The organism is Promicromonospora umidemergens, from assembly GCF_024171995.1.
Classification (GTDB): domain Bacteria; phylum Actinomycetota; class Actinomycetes; order Actinomycetales; family Cellulomonadaceae; genus Promicromonospora; species Promicromonospora umidemergens.
This window is the reverse complement of the sequence record NZ_JAMTCT010000001.1, coordinates 283,902-304,695: the sequence shown is the minus strand read 5'-3', so window position 1 is coordinate 304,695 and position 20,794 is coordinate 283,902. Positions and strand designations below refer to the sequence as shown.

General features: G+C 71.6%; 16 protein-coding genes. 7 read left to right on the top strand and 9 right to left on the bottom strand.

What is annotated here, in order from left to right; all coding sequences use genetic code 11:
- Positions 1-91 precede the first annotated feature (91 nt).
- On the top strand, positions 92-1,390 hold the full coding sequence (locus tag APR04_RS01390; protein ID WP_253867362.1) for a deoxyguanosinetriphosphate triphosphohydrolase: 1,299 nt from the start codon (positions 92-94) through the stop codon (positions 1,388-1,390).
- Positions 1,391-1,997: 607 nt separating this feature from the next.
- Here APR04_RS01390 and APR04_RS01385 read toward each other — a convergent pair.
- The 3 genes from APR04_RS01385 to APR04_RS01375 are packed head-to-tail and all read right to left on the bottom strand — an operon-like array spanning position 1,998 to position 5,688.
- Positions 1,998-2,897: a sugar ABC transporter permease gene (locus APR04_RS01385; RefSeq protein ID WP_253867361.1), complete on the bottom strand. Its 900-nt coding sequence runs from the start codon at positions 2,895-2,897 to the stop codon at positions 1,998-2,000.
- Entirely contained in the window at positions 2,897-4,465 is a 1,569-nt protein-coding gene (locus APR04_RS01380) for an ABC transporter permease subunit (RefSeq protein ID WP_372496050.1), read from the bottom strand. The genes APR04_RS01385 and APR04_RS01380 overlap by 1 nt, the downstream gene beginning before the upstream one ends.
- Positions 4,465-5,688 (bottom strand): sugar ABC transporter substrate-binding protein, encoded by a 1,224-nt coding sequence (locus tag APR04_RS01375; protein WP_253867360.1) that lies wholly within the window; start codon positions 5,686-5,688, stop codon positions 4,465-4,467. The genes APR04_RS01380 and APR04_RS01375 overlap by 1 nt, the downstream gene beginning before the upstream one ends.
- 183 nt (positions 5,689-5,871) lie before the next feature.
- On the opposite strand from APR04_RS01375, the gene APR04_RS01370 reads away from it, so the two are divergent.
- Together APR04_RS01370 and APR04_RS01365 are read left to right on the top strand one after the other, a co-directional pair.
- Positions 5,872-6,924, top strand: coding sequence for a LacI family DNA-binding transcriptional regulator (locus APR04_RS01370; RefSeq protein ID WP_253867359.1), 1,053 nt, complete (start codon positions 5,872-5,874; stop codon positions 6,922-6,924).
- A gap of 67 nt (positions 6,925-6,991) precedes the next feature.
- Positions 6,992-8,776, top strand: coding sequence for a glycoside hydrolase family 13 protein (locus tag APR04_RS01365; protein WP_253867358.1), 1,785 nt, complete (start codon positions 6,992-6,994; stop codon positions 8,774-8,776).
- A gap of 38 nt (positions 8,777-8,814) precedes the next feature.
- On the opposite strand, the gene APR04_RS01360 is transcribed toward APR04_RS01365, so the two are convergent.
- Positions 8,815-10,074, bottom strand: a complete 1,260-nt coding sequence (locus tag APR04_RS01360; protein WP_253867357.1) for an arginine deiminase — start codon at positions 10,072-10,074, stop codon at positions 8,815-8,817.
- A gap of 49 nt (positions 10,075-10,123) precedes the next feature.
- Complete coding sequence (locus APR04_RS01355) at positions 10,124-11,560, bottom strand: basic amino acid/polyamine antiporter (RefSeq protein ID WP_253867356.1); 1,437 nt, start codon at positions 11,558-11,560, stop codon at positions 10,124-10,126.
- Positions 11,561-11,846: 286 nt separating this feature from the next.
- Between APR04_RS01355 and APR04_RS01350 the strand changes: the two genes are divergently transcribed.
- The 3 genes from APR04_RS01350 to APR04_RS01340 all read left to right on the top strand — a co-directional run bounded on the left by APR04_RS01350 (position 11,847) and on the right by APR04_RS01340 (position 15,810).
- Positions 11,847-12,503: a DUF3558 domain-containing protein gene (locus tag APR04_RS01350; RefSeq protein ID WP_253867355.1), complete on the top strand. Its 657-nt coding sequence runs from the start codon at positions 11,847-11,849 to the stop codon at positions 12,501-12,503.
- An 86-nt stretch (positions 12,504-12,589) separates the two neighbouring features.
- Positions 12,590-13,819 carry a tRNA dihydrouridine synthase DusB gene (gene dusB / locus APR04_RS01345; protein ID WP_372496048.1) on the top strand — a complete coding sequence of 410 codons (1,230 nt, stop codon included), beginning with the start codon at positions 12,590-12,592 and terminating at the stop codon, positions 13,817-13,819.
- Positions 13,820-13,983: 164 nt separating this feature from the next.
- The gene (locus APR04_RS01340; RefSeq protein WP_253867354.1) at positions 13,984-15,810 is read left to right on the top strand and encodes a serine/threonine-protein kinase; all 1,827 of its coding nucleotides are present in this window, start codon (positions 13,984-13,986) and stop codon (positions 15,808-15,810) included.
- A gap of 15 nt (positions 15,811-15,825) precedes the next feature.
- Here the strand turns inward: APR04_RS01340 and APR04_RS01335 are convergent, their stop codons facing one another.
- From APR04_RS01335 to APR04_RS01320, 4 genes are read right to left on the bottom strand one after another with little or no spacing between them, the layout of a single operon-like run.
- Positions 15,826-16,431, bottom strand: a complete 606-nt coding sequence (locus tag APR04_RS01335; protein ID WP_253867353.1) for a response regulator transcription factor — start codon at positions 16,429-16,431, stop codon at positions 15,826-15,828.
- Positions 16,428-17,633 carry a sensor histidine kinase gene (locus tag APR04_RS30855; protein WP_253867352.1) on the bottom strand — a complete coding sequence of 402 codons (1,206 nt, stop codon included), beginning with the start codon at positions 17,631-17,633 and terminating at the stop codon, positions 16,428-16,430. Before APR04_RS30855 ends, APR04_RS01335 begins: the two co-directional genes overlap by 4 nt.
- A 10-nt stretch (positions 17,634-17,643) precedes the next feature.
- The gene (locus APR04_RS01325; RefSeq protein WP_253867351.1) at positions 17,644-18,453 is read right to left on the bottom strand and encodes an ABC transporter permease; all 810 of its coding nucleotides are present in this window, start codon (positions 18,451-18,453) and stop codon (positions 17,644-17,646) included.
- Positions 18,450-19,226: an ABC transporter ATP-binding protein gene (locus APR04_RS01320; protein WP_253867350.1), complete on the bottom strand. Its 777-nt coding sequence runs from the start codon at positions 19,224-19,226 to the stop codon at positions 18,450-18,452. Before APR04_RS01320 ends, APR04_RS01325 begins: the two co-directional genes overlap by 4 nt.
- A 302-nt stretch (positions 19,227-19,528) precedes the next feature.
- On the opposite strand from APR04_RS01320, the gene APR04_RS01315 reads away from it, so the two are divergent.
- Positions 19,529-20,776, top strand: a complete 1,248-nt coding sequence (locus APR04_RS01315) for a helix-turn-helix domain-containing protein (protein WP_253867349.1) — start codon at positions 19,529-19,531, stop codon at positions 20,774-20,776.
- Positions 20,777-20,794: the final 18 nt, after the last annotated feature.

Sequence of the window (20,794 nt, the reverse complement as noted above, 5' to 3'; positions counted from 1 at the left end):
CTGCCTCCGCCGACCACGTCCGACGGCCGGCAGACGAGCGGCAGCGGGGCCGGATTCCGGGGATGTCGACCCGCGTGGCTAGAGTGGTGGCGTGGAGCAAGCCCTCGGGAAGAGCATCCCGCCGTCGTACAGCGCGCAGGACGTCGAGCGCTGGGTGTCCGAACCGCCCAAGTCCGAGGCCCGTACCCCCTTCGAACGCGACAGGGGCCGCGTGGTGCACTCCTCCGCGCTGCGGCGCCTCGGCGCCAAGACCCAGGTGCTCGGCGCGGGGCACGACGACTTCGTGCGCACCCGGCTGACCCACTCCCTCGAGGTCGCGCAGGTGGGTCGCGGCATGGGCCGCTCCCTGGGCTGCGACCCCGACGTGGTCGACACCGCATGCCTCACCCACGACCTCGGGCACCCGCCCTTCGGGCACAACGGCGAGACGGCGCTCGCCGAGATCGCCGAGCCGATCGGCGGCTTCGAGGGCAACGCGCAGACCCTGCGCCTGCTGACCCGGCTCGAGCCGAAGGTCCTCGCCGACGACGACACCCCCGCCGGCCTCAACCTCACCCGCGCGAGCCTCGACGCGAGCGTCAAGTACCCCTGGGCCTACGGGGCCGGCCCCGCACGACCGGACGGCACGGCGAGCCGCAAGTTCGGCGTCTACGCCGACGACCTCCCCGTCTTCACGTGGCTCCGCCAGGACGCGCCGGACGGCGTGAAGTGCCTCGAGGCCCAGGTCATGGACCTCGCCGACGACATCAGCTACTCGGTGCACGACGTCGAGGACGGCGTGGTGGCCGGCCGTATCGACCTGGACCTCATGGCGGACGCCGAGGAGCGGGCGCGGGTAGCCGCGTACGTGCGCGCCTGGTACGGCGAGTGGTACACCGAGGACGCCATCGACGCGGCCATCGGGCGGCTGCAGGACTACCTGCGCGGCGTCGGGCACCTGGTCCGGGCCTTCGACGGCTCACGCAGGTCCCTCGCCTCGCTCAAGGACATGACGAGCCAGCTCATCGGCCGGTTCATCGGCTCGGCGATCAGCGCGACGCGAGCCGAGTTCGGCGAGGGCGACCTCACCCGCTACGCCGCCCGGCTCGTGGTGCCCGCCGAGACCGAGCACGAGATCCTCGCGCTCAAGGGCATCGCCGTCGCCTACGTCATGGCGCCGCGCGGCCAGGAGCCCCGCTACCTGCGGGAGCGGGAGATCCTGGCCGAGCTGGTCGGCGTGCTCGCCGACCGTGCCCCCGACGAGCTGGAGACGCCGTTCGCCGCGGACTGGCGGGCAGCGGCCGACGACGCCGGCCGCCTGCGCGTCGTCGTCGACCAGGTCGCGTCGCTCACGGACCTGTCGGCGCAGGCGCTGCACCGCCGTCTGGTCACGCCGGGCTCCTCGGTGTGATGTCCGGAAGGTCGTGCTGGGCCGGGCCGGGTCGGGGGCTCTGGCAAGGTCGGGGGGCTCGGGCGGTGGGACGGATCGCGGTTCCGCGCGCCGAACCGCAGGTTCAACGTCCGCATGGTCGCCGACCCGAAAGTTACGCGTCCACTCAGGGTCCGATGAACGTTCCCGTCGCGGTTCGGCTCCATTGGCGACTCGTAACTTGCGGTTCGGCACCGATGTCGGCCGCGATGGACTCGTAACATGCGGTTCGACGCCGACGTTGGCCGCGACGGACTCGTAACATGCGGTTCGGCGTCTGCGGCCCGACGGCGACGCCAGCCACGGCGGGCGCGCAACTCGCGGCTCGACACGTTGGCCGCCGTGACGGCCTACTGGCGGTGTCGAACCGCAACCAAGACGTCTCATCAACCGACCTGCAGCGACGAACCGCAACTTGCGTGTCAGCCGATCACTCCAACCGAAGGTTGCGAGTCTGCCGAGCCCCCAATGGACCTGCCTGTTGCGGCTCGGCCCCACTGGTGACTCGTAACTTGCGGTTCGGCACCGGCAGGGGTCGCGAAGGACTCGTAACTTGCGGTTCGGCACCGCCGTCGGAGCAGCCGGCTGGTCAGCCCTTGACCGACCCCGCCGTCAGGCCGCCCACTATGTACTTCTGCAGGAACAGGAACAGCGCGAGCACCGGCAGCGCCGAGACGACGGCGCCCGCGGTGAACAGGCCCCAGTTCGCGTCCTGCAGCGACGACACCCAGCCGTAGAGCCCGACGGCGAGCGTCCAGCTCTCCTCCGACTGCAGCAGCACGCGCGCGATGATGAACTCGCCGAACGTCGCGATGAAGCTGAGCAGCCCCACCACGGCGAGGATCGGCGCGGTCAGGCGCAGCACGATGGTCCAGTAGATCTGCGCGTGCGAGGCGCCGTCGATCTTCGCGGCCTCGTCGATCTCGCGCGGCACCGTGTTGAAGAACCCGTACATGAGGAACGTGTTCACGCCGAGCGCGCCACCGAGGTACACGCAGATCAGCGACAGCTTGGAGTCGAGCCCGAGCACCGGTACGACGTCGCCGAGCGAGATGAGCAGCAGGAAGATCGCCACGAACGCGAGCATCTGCGGGAACATCTGGATGATCAGCAGGGCGGTGAGCCCCACCCGGCGTCCGCTGAACCGGAACCGGGAGAAGGCGTAGGCCGCGGCGGCGCCCATGAGCACTGTCCCTGCCCCGGTGGCGACCGCCACCACGAGGGTGTTGCCCATCCAGGTCCAGAACTTCGTGCCGCCGAGCGCCACGTAGTTGGCGCTCGACACCGAGGCGAACAGGTCGTTGGAGCCGGTGAGCGTGCCGCCCTCGGCCAGCGAGGCCGACACGACGTACACGAGCGGGAAGCCCGCGTAGGCCACGGCGAGCACCCCGACGAGGTGGCGCCAGCCGAGGTCGGAGAACCAGCGCGCCGGGGAGGTGCGGCGGGGCAGGGCGACGCGGCGGGTCGCGGGGGCGGTCGTCGTGCTCATCAGGCGATCTCCTCGAGCGAGCGGGTGCGCCGGAACGCGAGGGCGGAGATGGTCGCGACCACCACGAAGATGACGATCGACAGGGCGCTGGCCAGGCCGTAGTCCTTGGCCGCCGTCCCGTCGAGCCCGGAGACCGAGTAGACCATCGAGATGAGGATGTCGGTGTGCCCCAGCGGCACCGAGGCGTCGTCGAACCGTGGCCCGCCCCCGGTGAGCATGTAGATCAGCGTGAAGTTGTTGAAGTTGAAGGCGAAGCTGGAGATGAGCAGCGGCGCCGTCGCGACCAGCAGCAGCGGCAGGGTGATGGACCGCCAGGTGCGCCACCGGCCCGCGCCGTCGATCCTCGCGGCCTCCAGCACGTCACCCGGCAGGGACTGCAGCGCGCCGGTGCAGATGAGGAACATGTACGGGAAACCGAGCCACAGGTTCACGCCGAGCACCGCCAGCTTGGCGAGCACCGGGTCCGTGAGCCACGGGACCTCGGCTCCGCCGAGCAGCACCTCGTTGACGAACCCGTACGACCGGTTGAGCATCCCCGACCACAGCAGGGCCGCGAGGAAACCCGGGATCGCGTACGGCAGGATCACCAGCGTCCGGTAGAAGCGCCGCCCCCGCAGGCGCGCGTCGTTGAACGCGATCGCCAGGAACAGGCCGAGCAGGAACGTCGAGGCCACCGAGATCACCGCGAACGCGAACGTCCACAGGAGGATCTTGGCGAACGGGCCCGCGTACCGGTCGTCGCCGAACGCGGTGACGAAGTTGTCCAGGCCGACGAGCACGCGCCAGCCCACCGGCAGGGTCGTGCCGTCGGCGGCCTCGAACTGGCCGTCGTCGTTCGGCGTGTACGTCACGCCCGTGGTCGTGTCGGTCATGGTGTCCGACGCGGCGTCGTACGTCAGCGTGGACGTGAAGACGTACCCGGTGCGGGCGTCCTGGGTGCGGATCGAGCCGTCGTTCGGGTCCTCCGACACGGGCACGCGCAGGTCGGTGACCTCCTGCTGCCGCTCAAGGACCTCGGCGTACTCCAGCACCTCGTACCCGGGGAGGGCAGTGACCTGACCGGCGTCCACCGCGGCGCCGTCGACGGCGGTGAGCGGCTCGTCGGCCGTGCCCGCCCGCACACCGCCCTCGGGCGAGACGATCGCGAAGCCGAGGGTCTCACCAGCCGCCACCACGGTGAGGGGGGACGACGGCGAGCCCTCCACCCGGCGCTCGTTCTGCACCAGGAGGGCCTCGACGGCCTGCTCCTTGGTGGAGTTGTGCCCGTCACCGTAGTTGGTGAACGCGACGTAGCCCGTGTAGGCGACCACGTACACCTGGTAGACGAGCAGGAACGCGAGCCCCGGCAAGATGTACTTCAGCGGAAGGGCGCGCTTGCTGAAGTAGGCCCAGTTCGCCGCGAGCAGCAGCGCCACCATCGCGGCGAGGAGGCCCCACGACTCGGCGCCCCACGCGGCGAGGACGGCGTACACGCCGAGGGCGTCGACCAGCGCGATCAGGACGAGCTTGACGAGAAACCCGGGGCTCCAGCCGGTCCGACCGGAGCCCCGGGTCACAGGCTGCATCATCAACCGATCTCGCCCTGGATGTCGGCGACCATCTTGTCCCAGGCCTTGACCGGGTCGGACTTGCCGGAGACGATCGCGGCCTCGGTCACGCCCCAGTACGCCCACACGGCGCCCATCTCGGGCAGCGACGGCATCGGCACCGCCTCAGCGCCGATCTCGCGGAAGCCCGCGGTGATCGGGTCCTCCGAGGCGGTGTCGGCGGCCTCGATCAGGGCCGGCGGCCGGTCACCCGCCTCGTACAGCGCGAGCTGCGCCTCGGCGGTGGCCATGTGGTTGACCAGGAAGTCGTTGGCGAGCAGCGCGTTCTCGCTCTGCGCGCTCACGTAGAAGCCGGCGACCCCCACGAACGGGAGGGCGGGCTCGCCGCCGGCGCTCGGGATCGGGTCGATCGACAGGTCGAGGTCCGCAAACTGCTCCAGCATCCACGGGCCGCCCACGATGAACGGCGACTCCCCCTTGGCGAAGGCCGCCACCGCGATGTCGTAGGTGACATCGGTGCTCAGCGTGCCGGCCTCGCCCTGCTCGGCCAGCCACTCCGCGAACTCCGTGCCGCCCTCGCCGCCGAGCGCGAGCTCCGGCTGGTAGGAGCCGTCCTCGTTCTGCTCGAAGACCGGGGCGCCGAACGACATCTGCAGCGGGTAGAACGTGTAGGGGTCGCCCTCGGTGGAGGTCTGGATCAGCAGCGGGTACTTGGTGTCGGCGTCCTTGCCGGCCGCGATGGCGTCGTCCCACGTGGCGGGAGCCTCGGGGGCGAGCTCGGTGTTCCGGATGAGCGCGATGTTCTCCACCGCGTAGGGCAGGCCGTAGACCTGGTCGTCCTGCGTGAACGCCGCGACGGACACCGGCTCGAACGCCGCGGCCGTGTCGCCGAGCTCGATCGGGGCCACCACGCCGTTGGTCGTGAGCTCCCCCAGCCAGTCGTGCGCGCCCACGGTGATGTCCGGGCCCTTGCCGGTAGGCACCTGGGCCAGGAAGTCGGGGCGGATGTCCTCGAAGTTCTTCAGGACCACCTCGACCTCGGCGCCCGTCGACTCCTCGAAGCCGGCCGCTGCGTCCTCGACGGCGGCCTGGCGGGTCTCGTCCACCCAGACGGTGAGGGTGGACCCCGTCCCGTCCGGCGGTGCCGACGACTCCTCGCCGGCTGGTTCCTCCGCGCCGCCCGAGCAGGCGGCCAGCGCCAGCGTCGCGGTCAGCGCAGCGGCGGTCAGGATGCTCCGTCGCATCGTCACTCCCGGTGTTCGCGGCCCGAGGCGGGCCTTGGTTCGATGCCACGAACCGTAAGGCCGGGTCCGGCAATCTTGCAAGCCGTTGCGATAAAGTTTCAGCATCGCTTGCAGCCGGTCGTGGGCACCGGCGGCGACAGCGGGGCGCCGACACCCGCCCATCACCGGGGACGAGGACATGACATGTCACTTAGGCTGCCAGTCGTGCGCACCCGACTGACCGACCTCGCCGAGCAGGCAGGGGTCTCTACCGCGACCGTGTCGCGCGTACTGAACGGAAAGCCCGGCGTCGCCGGCGAGACCCGCCAGGCCGTGCTCGCGGCCCTGGACGTGCTCGGCTACGAGCGCCCGTCCGCGCTGCGCGCCCGGCCCGCAGGCCTCATCGGCCTGGTGGTGCCCGAGCTGTCCAACCCGGTGTTCCCCGCGTTCGCGCAGGCCATCGAGTCGCAGCTTGCCTCGCGCGGCTACACGCCGCTGCTGTGCACCCAGTCACCGGGCGGCACCACCGAGGACGAGTACGTCGAGACCCTCATCGACCACGCGGTGGACGGCATCGTGTTCGTCTCGGGCAAGCACGCCGACACGCGGGCGTCGACCGAGCGCTACCAGCGGCTACGCGGGCGCGGGCTGCCTATCGTGCTGATCAACGGCTACGCGGCAGGCATCGACGCCCCGTTCGTCTCCCCCGACGACGCCGCGAGCGTCGAGCTCTCCGTCCGCCACCTGGTGACCCTCGGGCACCGCCGCATCGGCATGGCGATCGGTCCCGACCGGTTCGTGCCGGCCAAGCGCAAGATCGAGGCGTTCGGGGCACAGCTCGTGCGGCACGGCCTCGCGGCCACCGAGCAGGAGGCACGGGAGCACGTTGCACTGACCCTCTACACGCTCGAGGGGGGCCAGGCGGCGGCGGGCGAGCTGTTCGACTCCGGCCACACCGCCGTCGTCTGCGGCTCCGACCTGATGGCGCTCGGCGCGGTGCGCGCCGCACACTCGCGCGGCCTGTCCGTGCCGGACGACGTGAGCGTCGTGGGGTACGACGACTCCCCCCTGGTCGCGTTCACCGACCCGCCGCTGACCACGGTGCGCCAGCCGGTCGCCGACATGGCGCACGCCGCCGTCAGCGCCCTGCTCACCGAGATCCACGGCGAGCGAGCGCCCCGCTCGGAGCTGCTGTTCACGCCCGAGCTCGTGGTGCGCGGCTCCACCGGCGCTGCCCCGGCTGCTCCGCGGAGCTAGTTCTCTCCCGTACGCTTGCAGCAAGCGTTACAACCGACCTGCCCCCCGACACACGAGGACGCGACACGTGACACGTACTGCCCCGCCCACCACCGATGACCTCAGCGCCGGAGCCGTCGTCCACACCCCCGCCGGAAACAGCGAGTGGTGGCGCGACGCTGTGATCTACCAGGTCTATCCGCGCTCGTTCGCGGACGGTGACGGCGACGGGATCGGCGACCTGCCGGGCGTCACCTCCAAGCTGGACCACCTGAAGCAGCTGGGGGTCGACGCCGTCTGGCTGAGCCCGTTCTACCGTTCCCCCCAGAAGGACGCGGGCTACGACGTCGCCGACTACCGCGACATCGACCCGCTGTTCGGCACCCTCGCGGACTTCGACGAGATGCTCGACGGCGCCCACGGGCGCGGCCTCAAGGTCATCGTCGACCTCGTGCCCAACCACTCCTCCGACCAGCACGTCTGGTTCCAGGAGGCGCTGGCGGCGGCCCCCGGGTCGGCCGCCCGCGAGCGGTACATGTTCCGCGACGGGCGCGGCCCGGCCGGCGACGAGCCGCCGAACAACTGGCAGTCCATCTTCGGCGGTGCCGCATGGACCCGGCTGGAGCCGCGCGAGGATGACGGCCCCGTCGGACCCCAGTGGTACCTGCACCTGTTCGACACCTCGCAGCCGGACCTGAACTGGGAGAACCCGGAGGTCCGCGAGGAGTTCGAGGCGGTGCTGCGGTTCTGGCTCGACCGGGGTGTCGACGGGTTCCGCGTCGACGTCGCGCACGGCATGATCAAGGCGGCCGGCCTGCCCGACTGGGAGGGCCAGGTGTCGATGGTCGAGGGCACCGTCGCGGAGGGCGACGTGCCTGCCACCGACCCGGGCGCGCCCGAGGACGGCTCCACGGGCGCCGGGCACAACGGCCCGATGTTCGACCAGGACGGCGTGCACGAGATCTACCGCTCCTGGCACCGGGTCCTCGAGGAGTACCCGGGCGACCGCTGCCTGGTGGCCGAGGCCTGGGTGGAGCCGCTGAGCCGCCTGGCCCGCTACGTGCGTCCCGACGAGATGCACCAGGCGTTCAACTTCTCGTTCCTCACGGCCCCGTGGGACGCCGCGCGGCTGCGCACCGTCGTCGACGTCTCGTACAGCACGATGGACGCCGTCGACGCCCCGACCACCTGGGTGCTGTCCAACCACGACGTCGTACGGCACGTCTCGCGCTTCGGCCTGGCCGAGATCGGGGGCCGCCAGCTCAACGGCATCGCGGCGACCGACCCGCAGCCCGACGCCGAGCTCGGCCTGCGCCGTGCCCGGGCCGCGACGCTGCTGATGCTCGGCCTGCCGGGTTCCGCGTACCTGTACCAGGGCGAGGAGCTGGGCCTGCCGGACCACACCGCGCTGCCCGCAGAGGTGCGCCAGGACCCGTCGTTCTTCCGGACCGACGGCGCAGAGCCCGGCCGCGACGGCTGCCGGGTGCCGCTGCCGTGGGTCGGCGGTGCGCCGGGCAACGGGTTCGGCTCCACCGGCAAGACCTGGCTGCCGCAGCCGGACGTCTACGCCGACCTGGCGGCCGACCGGCAGTACGGCGTCGAGGGCTCGACGTACGAGATGTACCGGACGGCGCTCGAGCTGCGCCGGGCCGAGAAGGTCGGCGGGAGCACGCTCTCGTGGGTGGACGCCCTTGCCGACTCCCCCGACGTCGTCGCCTTCCGCGTGGCCGGCGTCGTCGTGCTCGCCAACCTGGGCGCCGAGCCGCTCGTGCTGCCTGCCGACGCACAGGTGCTGGTGGCCTCCGGCGACCTCGACACGTCGTCGGACGCCGTCGCCGTCCCGTCGGACACGACGGTCTGGCTCCGCGGCTGACAACCCGTGGTGGGCGCGCGTTCCGGCGCGCCCACCACTCAGGCCGGGTCGCGGATGATCGGGCACGTCATGCAGTGGCCGCCGCCCCGGCCGCGGCCGAGCTCCGCGCCGTTGATCTCGATCACCTCGATGCCCGCCTTGCGCAGCAGGTCGTTGGTGGTCGTGTTGCGGTCGTAGGTGAACACCACGCCCGGCTCGACCGCCACGGCGTTGTTGCCGCTGTCCCACTGCTGGCGCTCCGACTCGTAGACGTCGCCGCCGGTCTCGATGACCTGCAGCGCGCCGAGGCCGGTCTCCCTTGCCACGACCTCAAGGAACGTCGCGCTGCCCTCGTCGATGACGGAGAGACCGCCGCCCGAGCCCGGCCGCAGCACGAACGGGTGGATGGCCCCCACGATGCGCGGGTAGACGGTGACCGTGTCGACGTCGGCGAACGTCATGACCGTGTCCAGGTGCATGGCAGCGCGCAGCTTGGGCATGCCGGCGACGATCACCTGCTCGGCGGCGCCTCGCTCGAACAGCGCCTCGGCGACCTGCGTGATCGCCTGCCGTGACGTGCGCTCGCTCATGCCCACCAGCACCGTGCCGTTGCCGACGGGCATCACGTCGCCGCCCTCGAGCGTCGCCCGCTGGTGGTCGGTCTCCGGGTCGCCCCACCAGACCGTCGAGCCGACGAAGTCGGGGTGGAACTCGTAGACGGCCTTCATCAGCAGCGTCTCGTCGTGTCGCGCCGGCCAGTACAGCGGGTTGAGCGTCACCCCGCCGTACAGCCAGCAGGTCGTGTCGCGCGTGAACAGGGTGTTGGGTACCGGGGCCATGAGGTACTCGCGCGAGTCGGCCGTGTACTCGGCCAGCGACCGGTACGCCGCAGGCAGGTCCGGCACGTCGTGGGTGGCCAGCCCGCCGATCAGGTACTCCGCGAGCTGTGCGGGCACCAGTCCCTCGAGGAACTCCCTGGTCGGGTCGATCAGGCCCGACCCCACGATCCCCGGCACGATCTTGCGGTCCAGCAACCAGTCCCGTGCCCCCGGCACCTGCACCGTCTCGGCGAGCACGTCGTGCAGCTCGACGACGTCGACGCCGCGCGACCGCAGGTCGGCGACGAACCCTGCGTGGTGCTCGATCGCCTTGTCCACCCAGAGCACGTCGTCGAAGAGCAGGTCGTCCGAGGTCGTGGGGGTGAGCCGCCGGTGGGCGAGCCCCGGCCGGCAGACGAGCACCTTGCGGAGGCGTCCCACCTCGGAGTGCACTCCGTAGGCCGCCGAGGGTAGTGGTGTGTCGCCGCTCTGGATGGTCATGGTGTGCCTTCCTCCCGGTGGGTACCGGCCGCAGGGCGTCGCGGCCGGGTCAGATGGAGATCGCGCCCGTGGCGAGCGCGACGACGCCGGCCAGCCCGCCGATCACGGACACGACGAAGATCACCAGCTCGCCCCTGCTGAACACCCGCCTGCCCTGCTCGCGACGGGTCATGGCGAAGAGGATCGTCGCCGGGGCATAGATCACGAACGACAGCAGCACGAACGTCAGCCCGGCGGCGAACAGCAGGAACGCGGTGTAGAGCACGGCGGCCACCGCGATGACGAGGTCGCGCACCGTCGGGCTGCCGTGCGCCGGTCCGCCGCGGCCCGCGGCCAGCTTGAGCGCGTACCCGGCGGCGAGCAGGAACGGGATGAGCGAGAGCGCGCTCGTCAGGTCCAGCGCGAACGTGAACGCGTCGTCGGACACCAGCGTGACGAGGAGCATCACCTGGATCAGGATCGTCGTCAGCAGGAGCGCGGACCGTGGCACGTCGTTCGCGTCCGACCGGGCGAGGAAGCGCGGCATGTCGCCGTCCTTGGCGGCGACGTACAGCACCTCGGAGGACATGAGGGTCCAGGCGAGGTACGCACCGAGCACCGAGACGATGAGACCGACGCTCACGAACGCGGCTCCCCAGCCGCCCACGGCCGCCTCGAGCACGCCCGCCATCGACGGCTGGCGCAGCTCGGCGAGCTCCTCCATCGGCAGGATGCCGTAGGACACGATGGTGACCGAGGCGAAGATCGCGAGCACCATCAGGAACCCGAGGACGGTGGCCCTGCCGACGTCCTCCCTGCGCCGTGCGTGGCGCGAGTAGACGCTCGCCCCCTCGACGCCGAGAAAGACGAAGACCGTGGCGAGCATGGTGCCCCGGACCTGCTCGAAAAGCGGGCCGGTGCTCCCGTAGCCCTCGAAGTTGTCCATCAGCACCTGCACGTCCAGCAGGAAGATCGCGATCAGCACGAACGCGATGATCGGCAGCACCTTGGCGACGGTGACGATGCGGTTGATCGTCGCCGCCTCCTTCACACCACGGCGGACGAGCAGGTAGAACAGCCACACGCACGCCGTCGACGCGGCGAACGAGACGAGCGTGTCGCCCTCCCCCAGAACGGGCAGCACCGCACCGACCGTCGACATGATGAGGATCCAGTAGGTGACGTTGCCGACGCACGCGCTCGCCCAGTAGCCGAACGCCGAGAAGAAGCCGAGATACTCACCGAACCCAGCCTTCGCGTAGGCGTAGACACCTGAGTCGAGGTCGGGCTTGCGCATCGCGAGCCGCTGGAACACGAAGGCCAGCATCAGCATGCCGGTGCCCGCCACCAGCCAGGAGATGAGCGCGCCGAGCACCCCGGTCTCGCCGGCGAACCGGCTCGGGAGCGAGAACACTCCCGCGCCCACCATCGACCCGACCACCATCGCCGTGAGCGTGCCGACACTGAGCTTCGCCGTGCGTTTCTGCGTGCGGTCGTCGGCCTGCATCGGGAGACCCCCATGGCGGTCGGATGTTTCCGGTCCACGTGTCCAGTGGCCTCGCGCCCCTCGATGCCCCGGCAACGCCATTAGATACACGGGTGTATCCGGTCGGCAAAAGATGCGGCGGGTCAGGTGCCGGCCGGCGCCCGGCCGGCGTCGACCGAGCTGACCATGTACTTGCTGCCAGATGAGGGCCCCGTGTGGCAGCAGGTACATGGTCAGCTCGGCGACCTCCCGACGGCGGGCGACCCGTACTCAATGACGGTTGCCTGCCCTGTGGTTGGATTCGCCAGTGCGTATCCCCACGGTCGTGTCGTCCGCCGTCGCCCTCGCCCTGTTCCCCCTCCTCGTCGGCTGTACCGCACCGCCGGACACCGGGGACGCTGCAAGCCCCACGGCGTCGGCCTCCGGAGCGACCGCGACGACGCCTGGTGACGACGGGCCGTGCGACGCCCTGGATGCCGAGACGGTCGCGGACCTGGCCGGCGGTCCGATGACCGAGCACCAGGAGACCACCGTCGGCGCGGTGCCTGCCTGCCAGTGGCAGGACGGCGACGTGAAGGTCCAGGTCATTCAGGCACCCGCCGTCGAGTGGGCGGTGGCGCTGCCGGCAGTCCTCGACGAGATCAAGCAGGCTCCGGGACTCCGCGAGGAGAACCTGGCGCGGATCGACGAGGGCATCGAGCTCATCGAGTCGGGTGCGGTCGACCCCGCCGCGGCCTGCGACATGTTCTCCGTGATGTCGGAGATCTCCGGCAGAGAGCCTGGGACCGACAGGCTCGTCAACCTGCTTCCGGACGGCGAGGCACCGCAGGCGATCAGCGGCCAGGCGTGCGTCGACGGCGTCTACAGCTCGGTCCTGCTCGTCGCACCTGGACTGAGCAAGGAGAGCGAGCAGGTCTCCGCGATCGATGTCGCACTGAACAGGCTCATCGCCGCCGGTATCTAGAGCCGGCGCGGCGTGCCTGCGGGCCCTGTCCACCGGTGTGGTCCGGGTCGCTGCGGGAGCCTGGCGGCGTGCGACACAATGGGGCGGTGACCTCCGCCCTCGACACCACCCTCCCGACGCCCGCGACAGCCCGCCCGACGTCGGGCGCCCCTGTGCTCAAGCCCCTCCAGATCGGGCCGCTCACGGTGAACACACCGGTCGTGCTCGCACCCATGGCCGGGGTGACCAACACCGCGTTCCGGACGCTGTGCCGTGAGGCAGGGCGGTCGACAGGGTTCGACCCGGGCCTGTACGTCGCCGAGATGGTCACCAGCCGGGCGCTCGTGGAGCGCAACGTCGAGGCGCTGCGGATCGTGACGTTCGGCGAGGACGAGACACCGCGCTCCGTCCAGGTGTACGGCGTGGACCCGGCCACCGTGGGCGCCGCGGTGAAGATCATCGCCGGCGAGGACCGCGCCGACCACATCGACCTGAACTTCGGCTGTCCGGTGCCCAAGGTGACCCGCAAGGGTGGCGGGGCCGCGCTGCCCTGGAAGAAGCAGCTGTTCACGGACATCGTGAAGGCGGCGGTCGACGCGGCGGCGCCGTACGGCGTGCCCGTCACGATCAAGATGCGCAAGGGCATCGACGACGACCACCTGACCTACCTGGAGGCCGGCCGGACCGCGGAGTCGCTGGGCGTCGCCGCCGTCGCCCTGCACGCCCGCACCGCCGCACAGCACTACTCCGGGCAGGCCGAGTGGGACGCCATCGCGCGCCTCAAGGAGGCTGTGCGCACCGTGCCGGTGCTCGGCAACGGCGACATCTGGTCCGCTGAGGACGCGCTGCGCATGGTCGAGCAGACCGGGGCCGACGGCGGCGTCGTCGGCAGGGGCTGTCAGGGCCGCCCCTGGCTGTTCGCCGACCTCGCGGCCGCGTTCAACGGCTCCGACCTGCGGGTCCGCCCAGGCCTGCGCGAGGTCGCCGACACGATCTACCGGCACGGCCGGCTCATGATCGACTACTTCGACGGCGACGAGGGCAAGGGCATGCGCGACCTGCGCAAGCACATGGCCTGGTACCTCAAGGGCTACGCGGTCGGTGGCGAGAAGCGGCACGAGCTGGCACTCGTCGACACCCTGGCGGAGCTGCGGGAGCGGCTCGACGCCCTCGACCTGGACGCCCCCTACCCGGGGGACGACGCCGAGGGCCCGCGCGGTCGTGCCGGTTCACCCAAGACGCCGCACCTGCCGTACGGCTGGCTCGACTCCCGGGACCTCTCGGAGGAGTTCGAGGCCAAGCTGCGCGAGGCAGAGCTGAGCGTCAGCGGCGGCTGACGAAGGGTGCAGCCGCTGAGCGTCAGCGGCGGCTGACAAAGGGTGCAGCGCAGGGTACGGGCCGAGCACCGGGACCAGTTCCGATACGCTCCTTGCGCCGTGCGGCGAGCGAGGCGACCTGCCGGCGTTCCCGAGCGAGCACACCCGACCCGAGGGAGTCCCCCGTGCTGTCCGACGTGACGCGCCGCGTCCGCACAACTGAGCCCACGCCGCCCACCGCCGACGACCCGTCAGAGCTGGGCGGCTACGAGATCCGCGGCCGGCTGGGTCAGGGCGGCATGGGCGTGGTGTATCTCGGAGCCACCCGGAGCGGCCGTCTGCTCGCGATCAAGGTCATCCACCCGGAACGCACCGACGAGAGCGAGTTCCGGGCCCGCTTCCGCCGCGAGGTGTCGGCCGCGACGAAGGTGCGCAGCCGCCGCACGGCGGCCGTCGTGGACTTCGACGTCGACGCGCCCAGGCCCTGGCTGGCCACCGAGTACGTGCCAGGGCCCACCCTGGCGCAGGCCATCGCCGAGGTGGGGAGCCTGCCCGAGGAGGCCGTCCGCGAGCTCGTCACCGGTCTTGCCGAGGCCCTCGACGCGATCCATCGCGAAGGGCTCGTCCACCGCGACGTCAAGCCCGCCAACGTGCTGCTCGGTCCCGACGGGCCGGTGCTGATCGACATGGGCATCGTCTTCGAGTCGGACGCCACGTCGTTGACCACCACGGGCATGCAGCCGGGGACTCCACAGTTCATGTCGCCCGAGCAGGCCCGGGGCGAAGCTGTCACCGCCGCCACCGACGTGTGGTCGCTCGGCGCCGTCACCCACCTCGCGGCGGCCGGGACCCCGCCGTTCGGAACGGGCAGCCTCGCGACGGTCACCTACCGGATCGTGCACGAGACGCCCCACCTCGACGCCCTGCCGCCCGGCCTGCATCACCTGGTCGGCGCCTGCCTGGCCAAGGATCCCGCCGGGCGTCCGACGACGTCGGGGGTGCTCGCGTCGCTCGCCGACCCGCCGTCCGCCGAGCCCGCCGGCACCGGGCCGACAGGCCCCGGACTGCCCGACGAGGACACGGTGCTGCGTACCGAGACGTCGTCCGCTGCCACGACCACGCCGGGCCGCCCGGAGGCACCCCGGTCGTCGGACCGGGTACGTCGCAGAGTCCTGACCGGTCTGGTCGCGGCAGGTCTGGTGCTGGCCGGCGGCGGCGTCGCGGCGGCGGTCGTGCACTTCCTGGCTTCCGACGACACGCCTGTGGTCGCCACGCCCCAGGTCGAGGTGTCGACGTCGGCCGGCCCGTCCGGTGAGCCCAGCCCGACCGCGAAGAAGCCGAAACCGTCGGCGACACCCGAGAGCTCTCCTGTCGCCACGCCCGTCGGCGAGCAGGGTGCCACGCCCACCAGTGAGCAGGACGCGGCCCCGGCTCGGTTCCAGCCGGGCGCCGTGACGATCCCGGCGCAGATCCAGGTAGGCCAGAAGATCAGCGCGGAGGCGACCGGCTGGACCCCGCAGCCGGCCGCCACCAAGTGCCTGTGGAGCATCGGCGGCGAGGAGCGGGACAACCTCGGGTCGTGCACCTACACCGTCGCGCTCGACGACGTGGGCAAGTCCGTCCAGGTCAGGCTCACCGCCGCCCGGTCGGGGTACACCAAGGCGGTGGTGCTCTCCGACGCCACCGCCACGGTGCCTCAGCCGTCGGTGCAGCGGCCGTCCTGCTCGATCACCCTGCGCCCGGGCGTGGAGCACGCGGGCTGGCTGGCCCACTGCGGCATCGAGCAGGACCCGGACGTCACCTACACCTGGGCCTGGGTCGACATCGACAGCGGCGAGACGATCACGCAGGAGGGAGAGGCGGGGTACACGGTCGGTCCGAGCATGTGGGTTCGCGGCAGCCACAAGGGAAACCGCGTGACCGTGACGGTGACGGCGCAGCGGGAGGGCTACCGTTCCGCCGAGTTCAGCACCACGTCCACCATGCCGGCCGACTACGTTCCCGCCGGGTGACCCGCCCGCCGCGGCTCACAACCACCCGTTGTCCCGCGCGATCCGCACCGCCTCGGCCCTCGTGCGCGCGCCCGTCTTGCCCATGGCGGAGGACAGGTAGTTGCGCACCGTGCCCTCCGACAGGTGGGCCTCGCCCGCGACCTGCGCCGCGGTCCCACCGTCGGCGGCAAGGGCCAGGACGCGGGACTCCTGCTCGGTGAGCGGGCTGTTCCCCACCATGACCGACGCGACCGCCAGGTCGGGGTCGACGACGCGCAGCCCCGAGTGCACGCGGCGCACGGCGTCGGCGAGCTGCTCGGAGGGCGTGTCCTTGACCACGAATCCGCTGGCTCCCGCGTCCAGAGCGCGCCGGAGGTAGCCAGGCCGCCCGAACGTGGTCACGATCAGCGACCGGCAGCCCGGCAGGCCCGCGGCGAGCGCTGCGGCCGTGGCGATCCCGTCCAGCCCTGGCATCTCGACGTCGAGCAGGGCGATGTCGGCCCGCGTCTCCCGTGCGGCGGCGACGACCTCGTCGCCCCGCCCCACCTGGGCCACGACCTCGAGGTCCGGCTCCAGGTCGAGCAGCGCGGCGAGCGCGCCACGTACGAGGGCCTGGTCGTCGGCCAGCAGCAGCCGGATCATGCGGAGCCCTCTCCCTCGGGTGCGGCGGAGGCGAGCACGGCGGAGTCCGGTGCGTGCACCGCGAGGCGCATGCCGCCCAGAGGGCTGGGCCCCGTCTCCACGACCAGGCCGACACCCCTGGCCCGCTCGGTCAGCCCTCTCAGTCCGTTGCCACCGCCCGATGCCGCCTGCTCACCCCCGCCAAGACCCCGCCCGTCATCGTCGATCGCCAGGACGTCCGGAGCCAGGGTGACCACCACGCGACGCGCGGCGGCGTGCCTCAGTACGTTGGTGGTGCCCTCGCGCAGCGCCCAGGCGAACACGTCGCGGTACCTCTCGGCGACCTCGTCCACCGCGCCGGGCAGGTCGGCGGTGATCCCCGCGGCGTCGAAGGCCGAGCGGGCGGCGGCGAGCTCGCCCGCGAGCGTGACCTGGCGTTCGTCGGCCACCATGCCCCGCATGTCCGCGAGCGCCGAGCGGACGAGCGCCTGGATCTCGGTGAGCTCGGCCTCGGCTCGCTCGACCCCTGGCGGGAGTGCGGGGGCGCCGTCCGGGCCGCTGCGCAGCAGGCGGGCGGCGAGCTCCCCCTTCACGGACACGACCGTCAGGGAGTGGCCAAGGATGTCGTGCATGTCGCGGGAGATCCGGTCGCGCTCCTGGGCGACGGCGAGCGCTGCGATCTCTTCCTGCGCCCGGTGCAGCCTGCGGTTGCGCTCGGTCGCCCGCCGGAAGGCGAACATGGCGACGCCGGCGAGCAGTGCGGTCAGCACCAGTCCGTCCTCGGGCTGCCAGCCGGGGACCGTGCGGGGCAGGGTCAGCAGGGCGAGCACGAGCACGGCGACGACGGCGAGACCTGCCCGCAGGGACGCGAACATCATCACGGTGGCGGTGACGAGCACGAGGCCGGCCAGACCCTGCTGTCCGGCGGCGAGCGTGGTCAGCGCGACGCAGGCGAGCTGGGCGGCGACGAGCAGGGTGGCTGTCCGCGGCGTCGGTGTGCTCTCGGCCCAGTGCCGGACGAACGACCGGGCGAAGAGTGCCGCGAGCCCCACCACGCCGGCCACGCCGAGAACGCGCATCGGGACGGTCGCGGCGCCGGCTGCCTCCCGCAGTGGTACGGCGAGGAAGACGACCCAGGTCGCGGCGAGCAGCGCGCCGAGCCAGGCACGTCTCGGCGCCCGGTTCCCGGCCCGCCCGCCGGAGGGTTCGTGTTGCGTCGTCACGCGGTCATCCTCACACCCGCGCCGTGTCCTTGCGGAACCGCCAGGCAGCTCCGGCGAAGAAGATCGCTGCCCAGGCCACCACGTTGACGACTGCGACGATCTCGAAGGATCCGCTGCCCAGCGGCGCGCGGGCGAGCTCGGCCAGGCCGTAGGTGGGCATGAGCCGGGAGACGGCGGCCATCGGTGTGCCGTCGTTGAAGGGCAGGAACAGGCCGCCGGCGAACGAGAGCGCCGCCAGGATCAGGTTGAGGAGCTTGAGCACGCTCTCCGTGGGCAGCACGTACCCCATGAGCAGGCCGAACGCGGCGAAGACGAACGAGCCGCACCAGGCGATGAGGGCGCACAGCACCCAGGCGGAGGTGGGCATCTGCGCCCCGCCGAACCAGCCGGCGGCGAACGTGACGAGCACGGAGACGGCTCCGACCGCCATCGAAGCCAGCACCTTGACGAGCACGTAGGTCCAGGGCTCCAGGGGCGTCAGGCGCAGCTGTCGCGTCCAGCCCTGTGCGCGTTCCACGGCGACGCCCGCACCGCCAGAGGCCGCGGTCAGCAGCGCGCCGAACAATGCGATGGAGACCAGGAGCGAGGCCCTGAGGTTGGTGCCGGGCCCGATCTCGGTGGCCTGGTTGTCGGCGGAGGCCCCGACCCACAGGAACAGGGCGGGCGGGACCAGGAGCGAGAAGAGCAGGGTGCGGCGGTCGCGCAGCATGCGGCGCAGCTCGAGCCGCAGGTAGGTGCGGACCGCGCCGGCCCGTGCGGTGGAGCGGGTGGCGCTGCCCGACGTCGGCCGGGTCGCTCCGGGCAGTGGCGTGGCGGTCATCGGTTGACTCCTTCGGCAGTGGTGGCCGTGGTCGTGCCATCGGCACGGTCCGCGGTGAGGGCGAGGAAGACGTCCTCGAGGTTGCTGGAGCCGGCGAGGGCCTTGACCTCGGCCACGGTGCCGTCCGCGACCACGCGACCGTGGCTGACGAGGACTATCCGGTCGGCGTAGGAGTCTGCCTCTTGGAGGTAGTGCGTCGCGAACACGACGGTGCGTCCGGCCTCGGCGTCGTGCCGGATCGCGGTCCAGAAGTCGCGCCGCCCTTGCACGTCCATGCCGGTGGTGGGCTCGTCGAGCAGCAGGAGGTCCGGTTCGGAGACCAGCGCCATGGCGAACCGCAGGCGCTGCTGCTGCCCGCCGGAGCACTTGCCGACCTTGCGGCGGGCGATCTGGGCGATCCCCGCGCGCTCCAGGAAGGGCGTCACGGAGCCGGTCCGGCCGAACAGGGCCGCGGTCAGCTCGACGGTCTCGAACACGGTGATGTCGCGCAGGAACCCGCCGTCCTGCAGGGCGGCCGCCACCTGGCCGTCGGCGATGGCTCCGGCCGGCTTCTTGCCGAAGACCCGGACCGTGCCGGAGGTAGGCGCGGCCAGGCCGAGCACCAGGTCAAGCGTGGTGGTCTTGCCCGCCCCGTTCGGGCCGAGGAAGGCCACGACCTCGCCGGGCCAGACCACCAGGTCAAGCCCGTCGACGGCGCGGACAGCGCCTTCGGGACCGCGAAACTCCTTGACGAGACCCTTCGCCTCGATGGCGGGACTGCGTGTCGATGTCATGGCCACACTCTGCTGCGGGACCGGCACCGGGTCCGCTGTCAGGCGTCACCGGTCCGGCATGACATCCGTCATCTCGTCGTCCGGCGGCAGCACCCGTCCCATGATCGACGACGCCATGACCAGCCCCGGCTCGTCCCGGACGGCCGACGGCGAGGTCTGTTGGCCTCGATCTCCTGCGGAAAGAGCACAAAGGGCCCAACATGGTCCAAGATCAGCCTTGCACCACGACGGCGGCCGAGATCCGATCACGCGCCCCGCCCCAGACTCACCCACCCGTACCGACGGAAAGGGATACACCCATCATGGCATCGGAGAAGCGCCCCCGACGCGTTCCTGCGGTCATCGCCGATATACGCAGGAACCCCGGATTCTTCCTGGGGGCCTTCGGGCTCTCGGCCTGGGCCTACATCGGCATGTCACACACCATCGCCGCCTATGAGGGGCCAGAGCTCGGCTACGCGCTCGGTGTCGCCTACGAGGCCCTGGTGATCGGCCTGGCCTGGGAGGGACGGCGCCGAGCCGACCGAGCGCTCGAGAGCGGCCGTCCGCCGACCGGGCACGGGCGCTGGCTCGGCGGCGCGATCGTCGTCGGCGTCCTGTCCGGCGCTCTCGCCGCCTGGCACGGCTGGCTGCTCGGTGAGGGCATCTTCGCCGCGTCGCGCGCCGTCGCTCCCGTCCTTGCAGCGGTCGCGGTACACCTGTTCTTCCAGTCGGCGTCGAGCGCGCGCAACCTCGATCGGCTGGCTCAGATCGAGACAGACCGTGAGACGGCGGTGCTCGACATGCTCGACGCGGTACGGCTCGCGCAGATCGCTCCCGAGGACGAGCGTGACGCACGCATCGCCGAGGTGAACGCCGCGGTGACGCGGGTCCACCGCCATGTGCCCGCCGGCGTCACCGCGGAGGTGACGCGCCCGCACCTGGAATCGGAACGCACGATCCGTGACGTCGTCCAGGAGGCCGCCTCGTTGGCCGGCGAGTGGATGCCGGGGCCGAAAGCACCCGAGCAGGCTGCGACCGGCCACGCGCTGACCCGCGTGAACCTGCCCGAGCTCGTCCTTCCCGCTGGTGTCCAGCTCGGCCTGGCCGTGACCGACGGGGGCGAGCACGACAGGTCCGCGCACGACGAGCCGGCCCTGCCCGGCAGCCCCGAGCCGGAGCCGGCCGCCGCGCCCGAACCGATCCGGTCCGAGCCCGCCCTGACCGGAGAGATCGAGCGCGTACAGCTGGAACGCAAGTACGCGCCCGTGAAGCCGGCTGCGGACCAGGGGGCCGCTCCGGCGAAGCGGCAGGACCCGGATCTCGTCAAGGGCTGGGACACTCTCTCCGCCAGCGTAACGACGCCCGCGGTCACCAGCCCGGCGCCGGAGCTCACCACGCAGCAGATCAGCGAGATCCGCGTGCTCCGGTGGGAGCAGAACCTCTCGCTCGAAGAGGTCGCGGAGCGGGTCGGGGTCCCCACCAGCGCCGTGAACAGGTACGCCCCGAGCACCGACGTGCCGACCACGGAGACCGGTTCGGTGGCGAGGGTCGGAGCAAGCCTCTTCTGACCACTTTCTGACCACTTT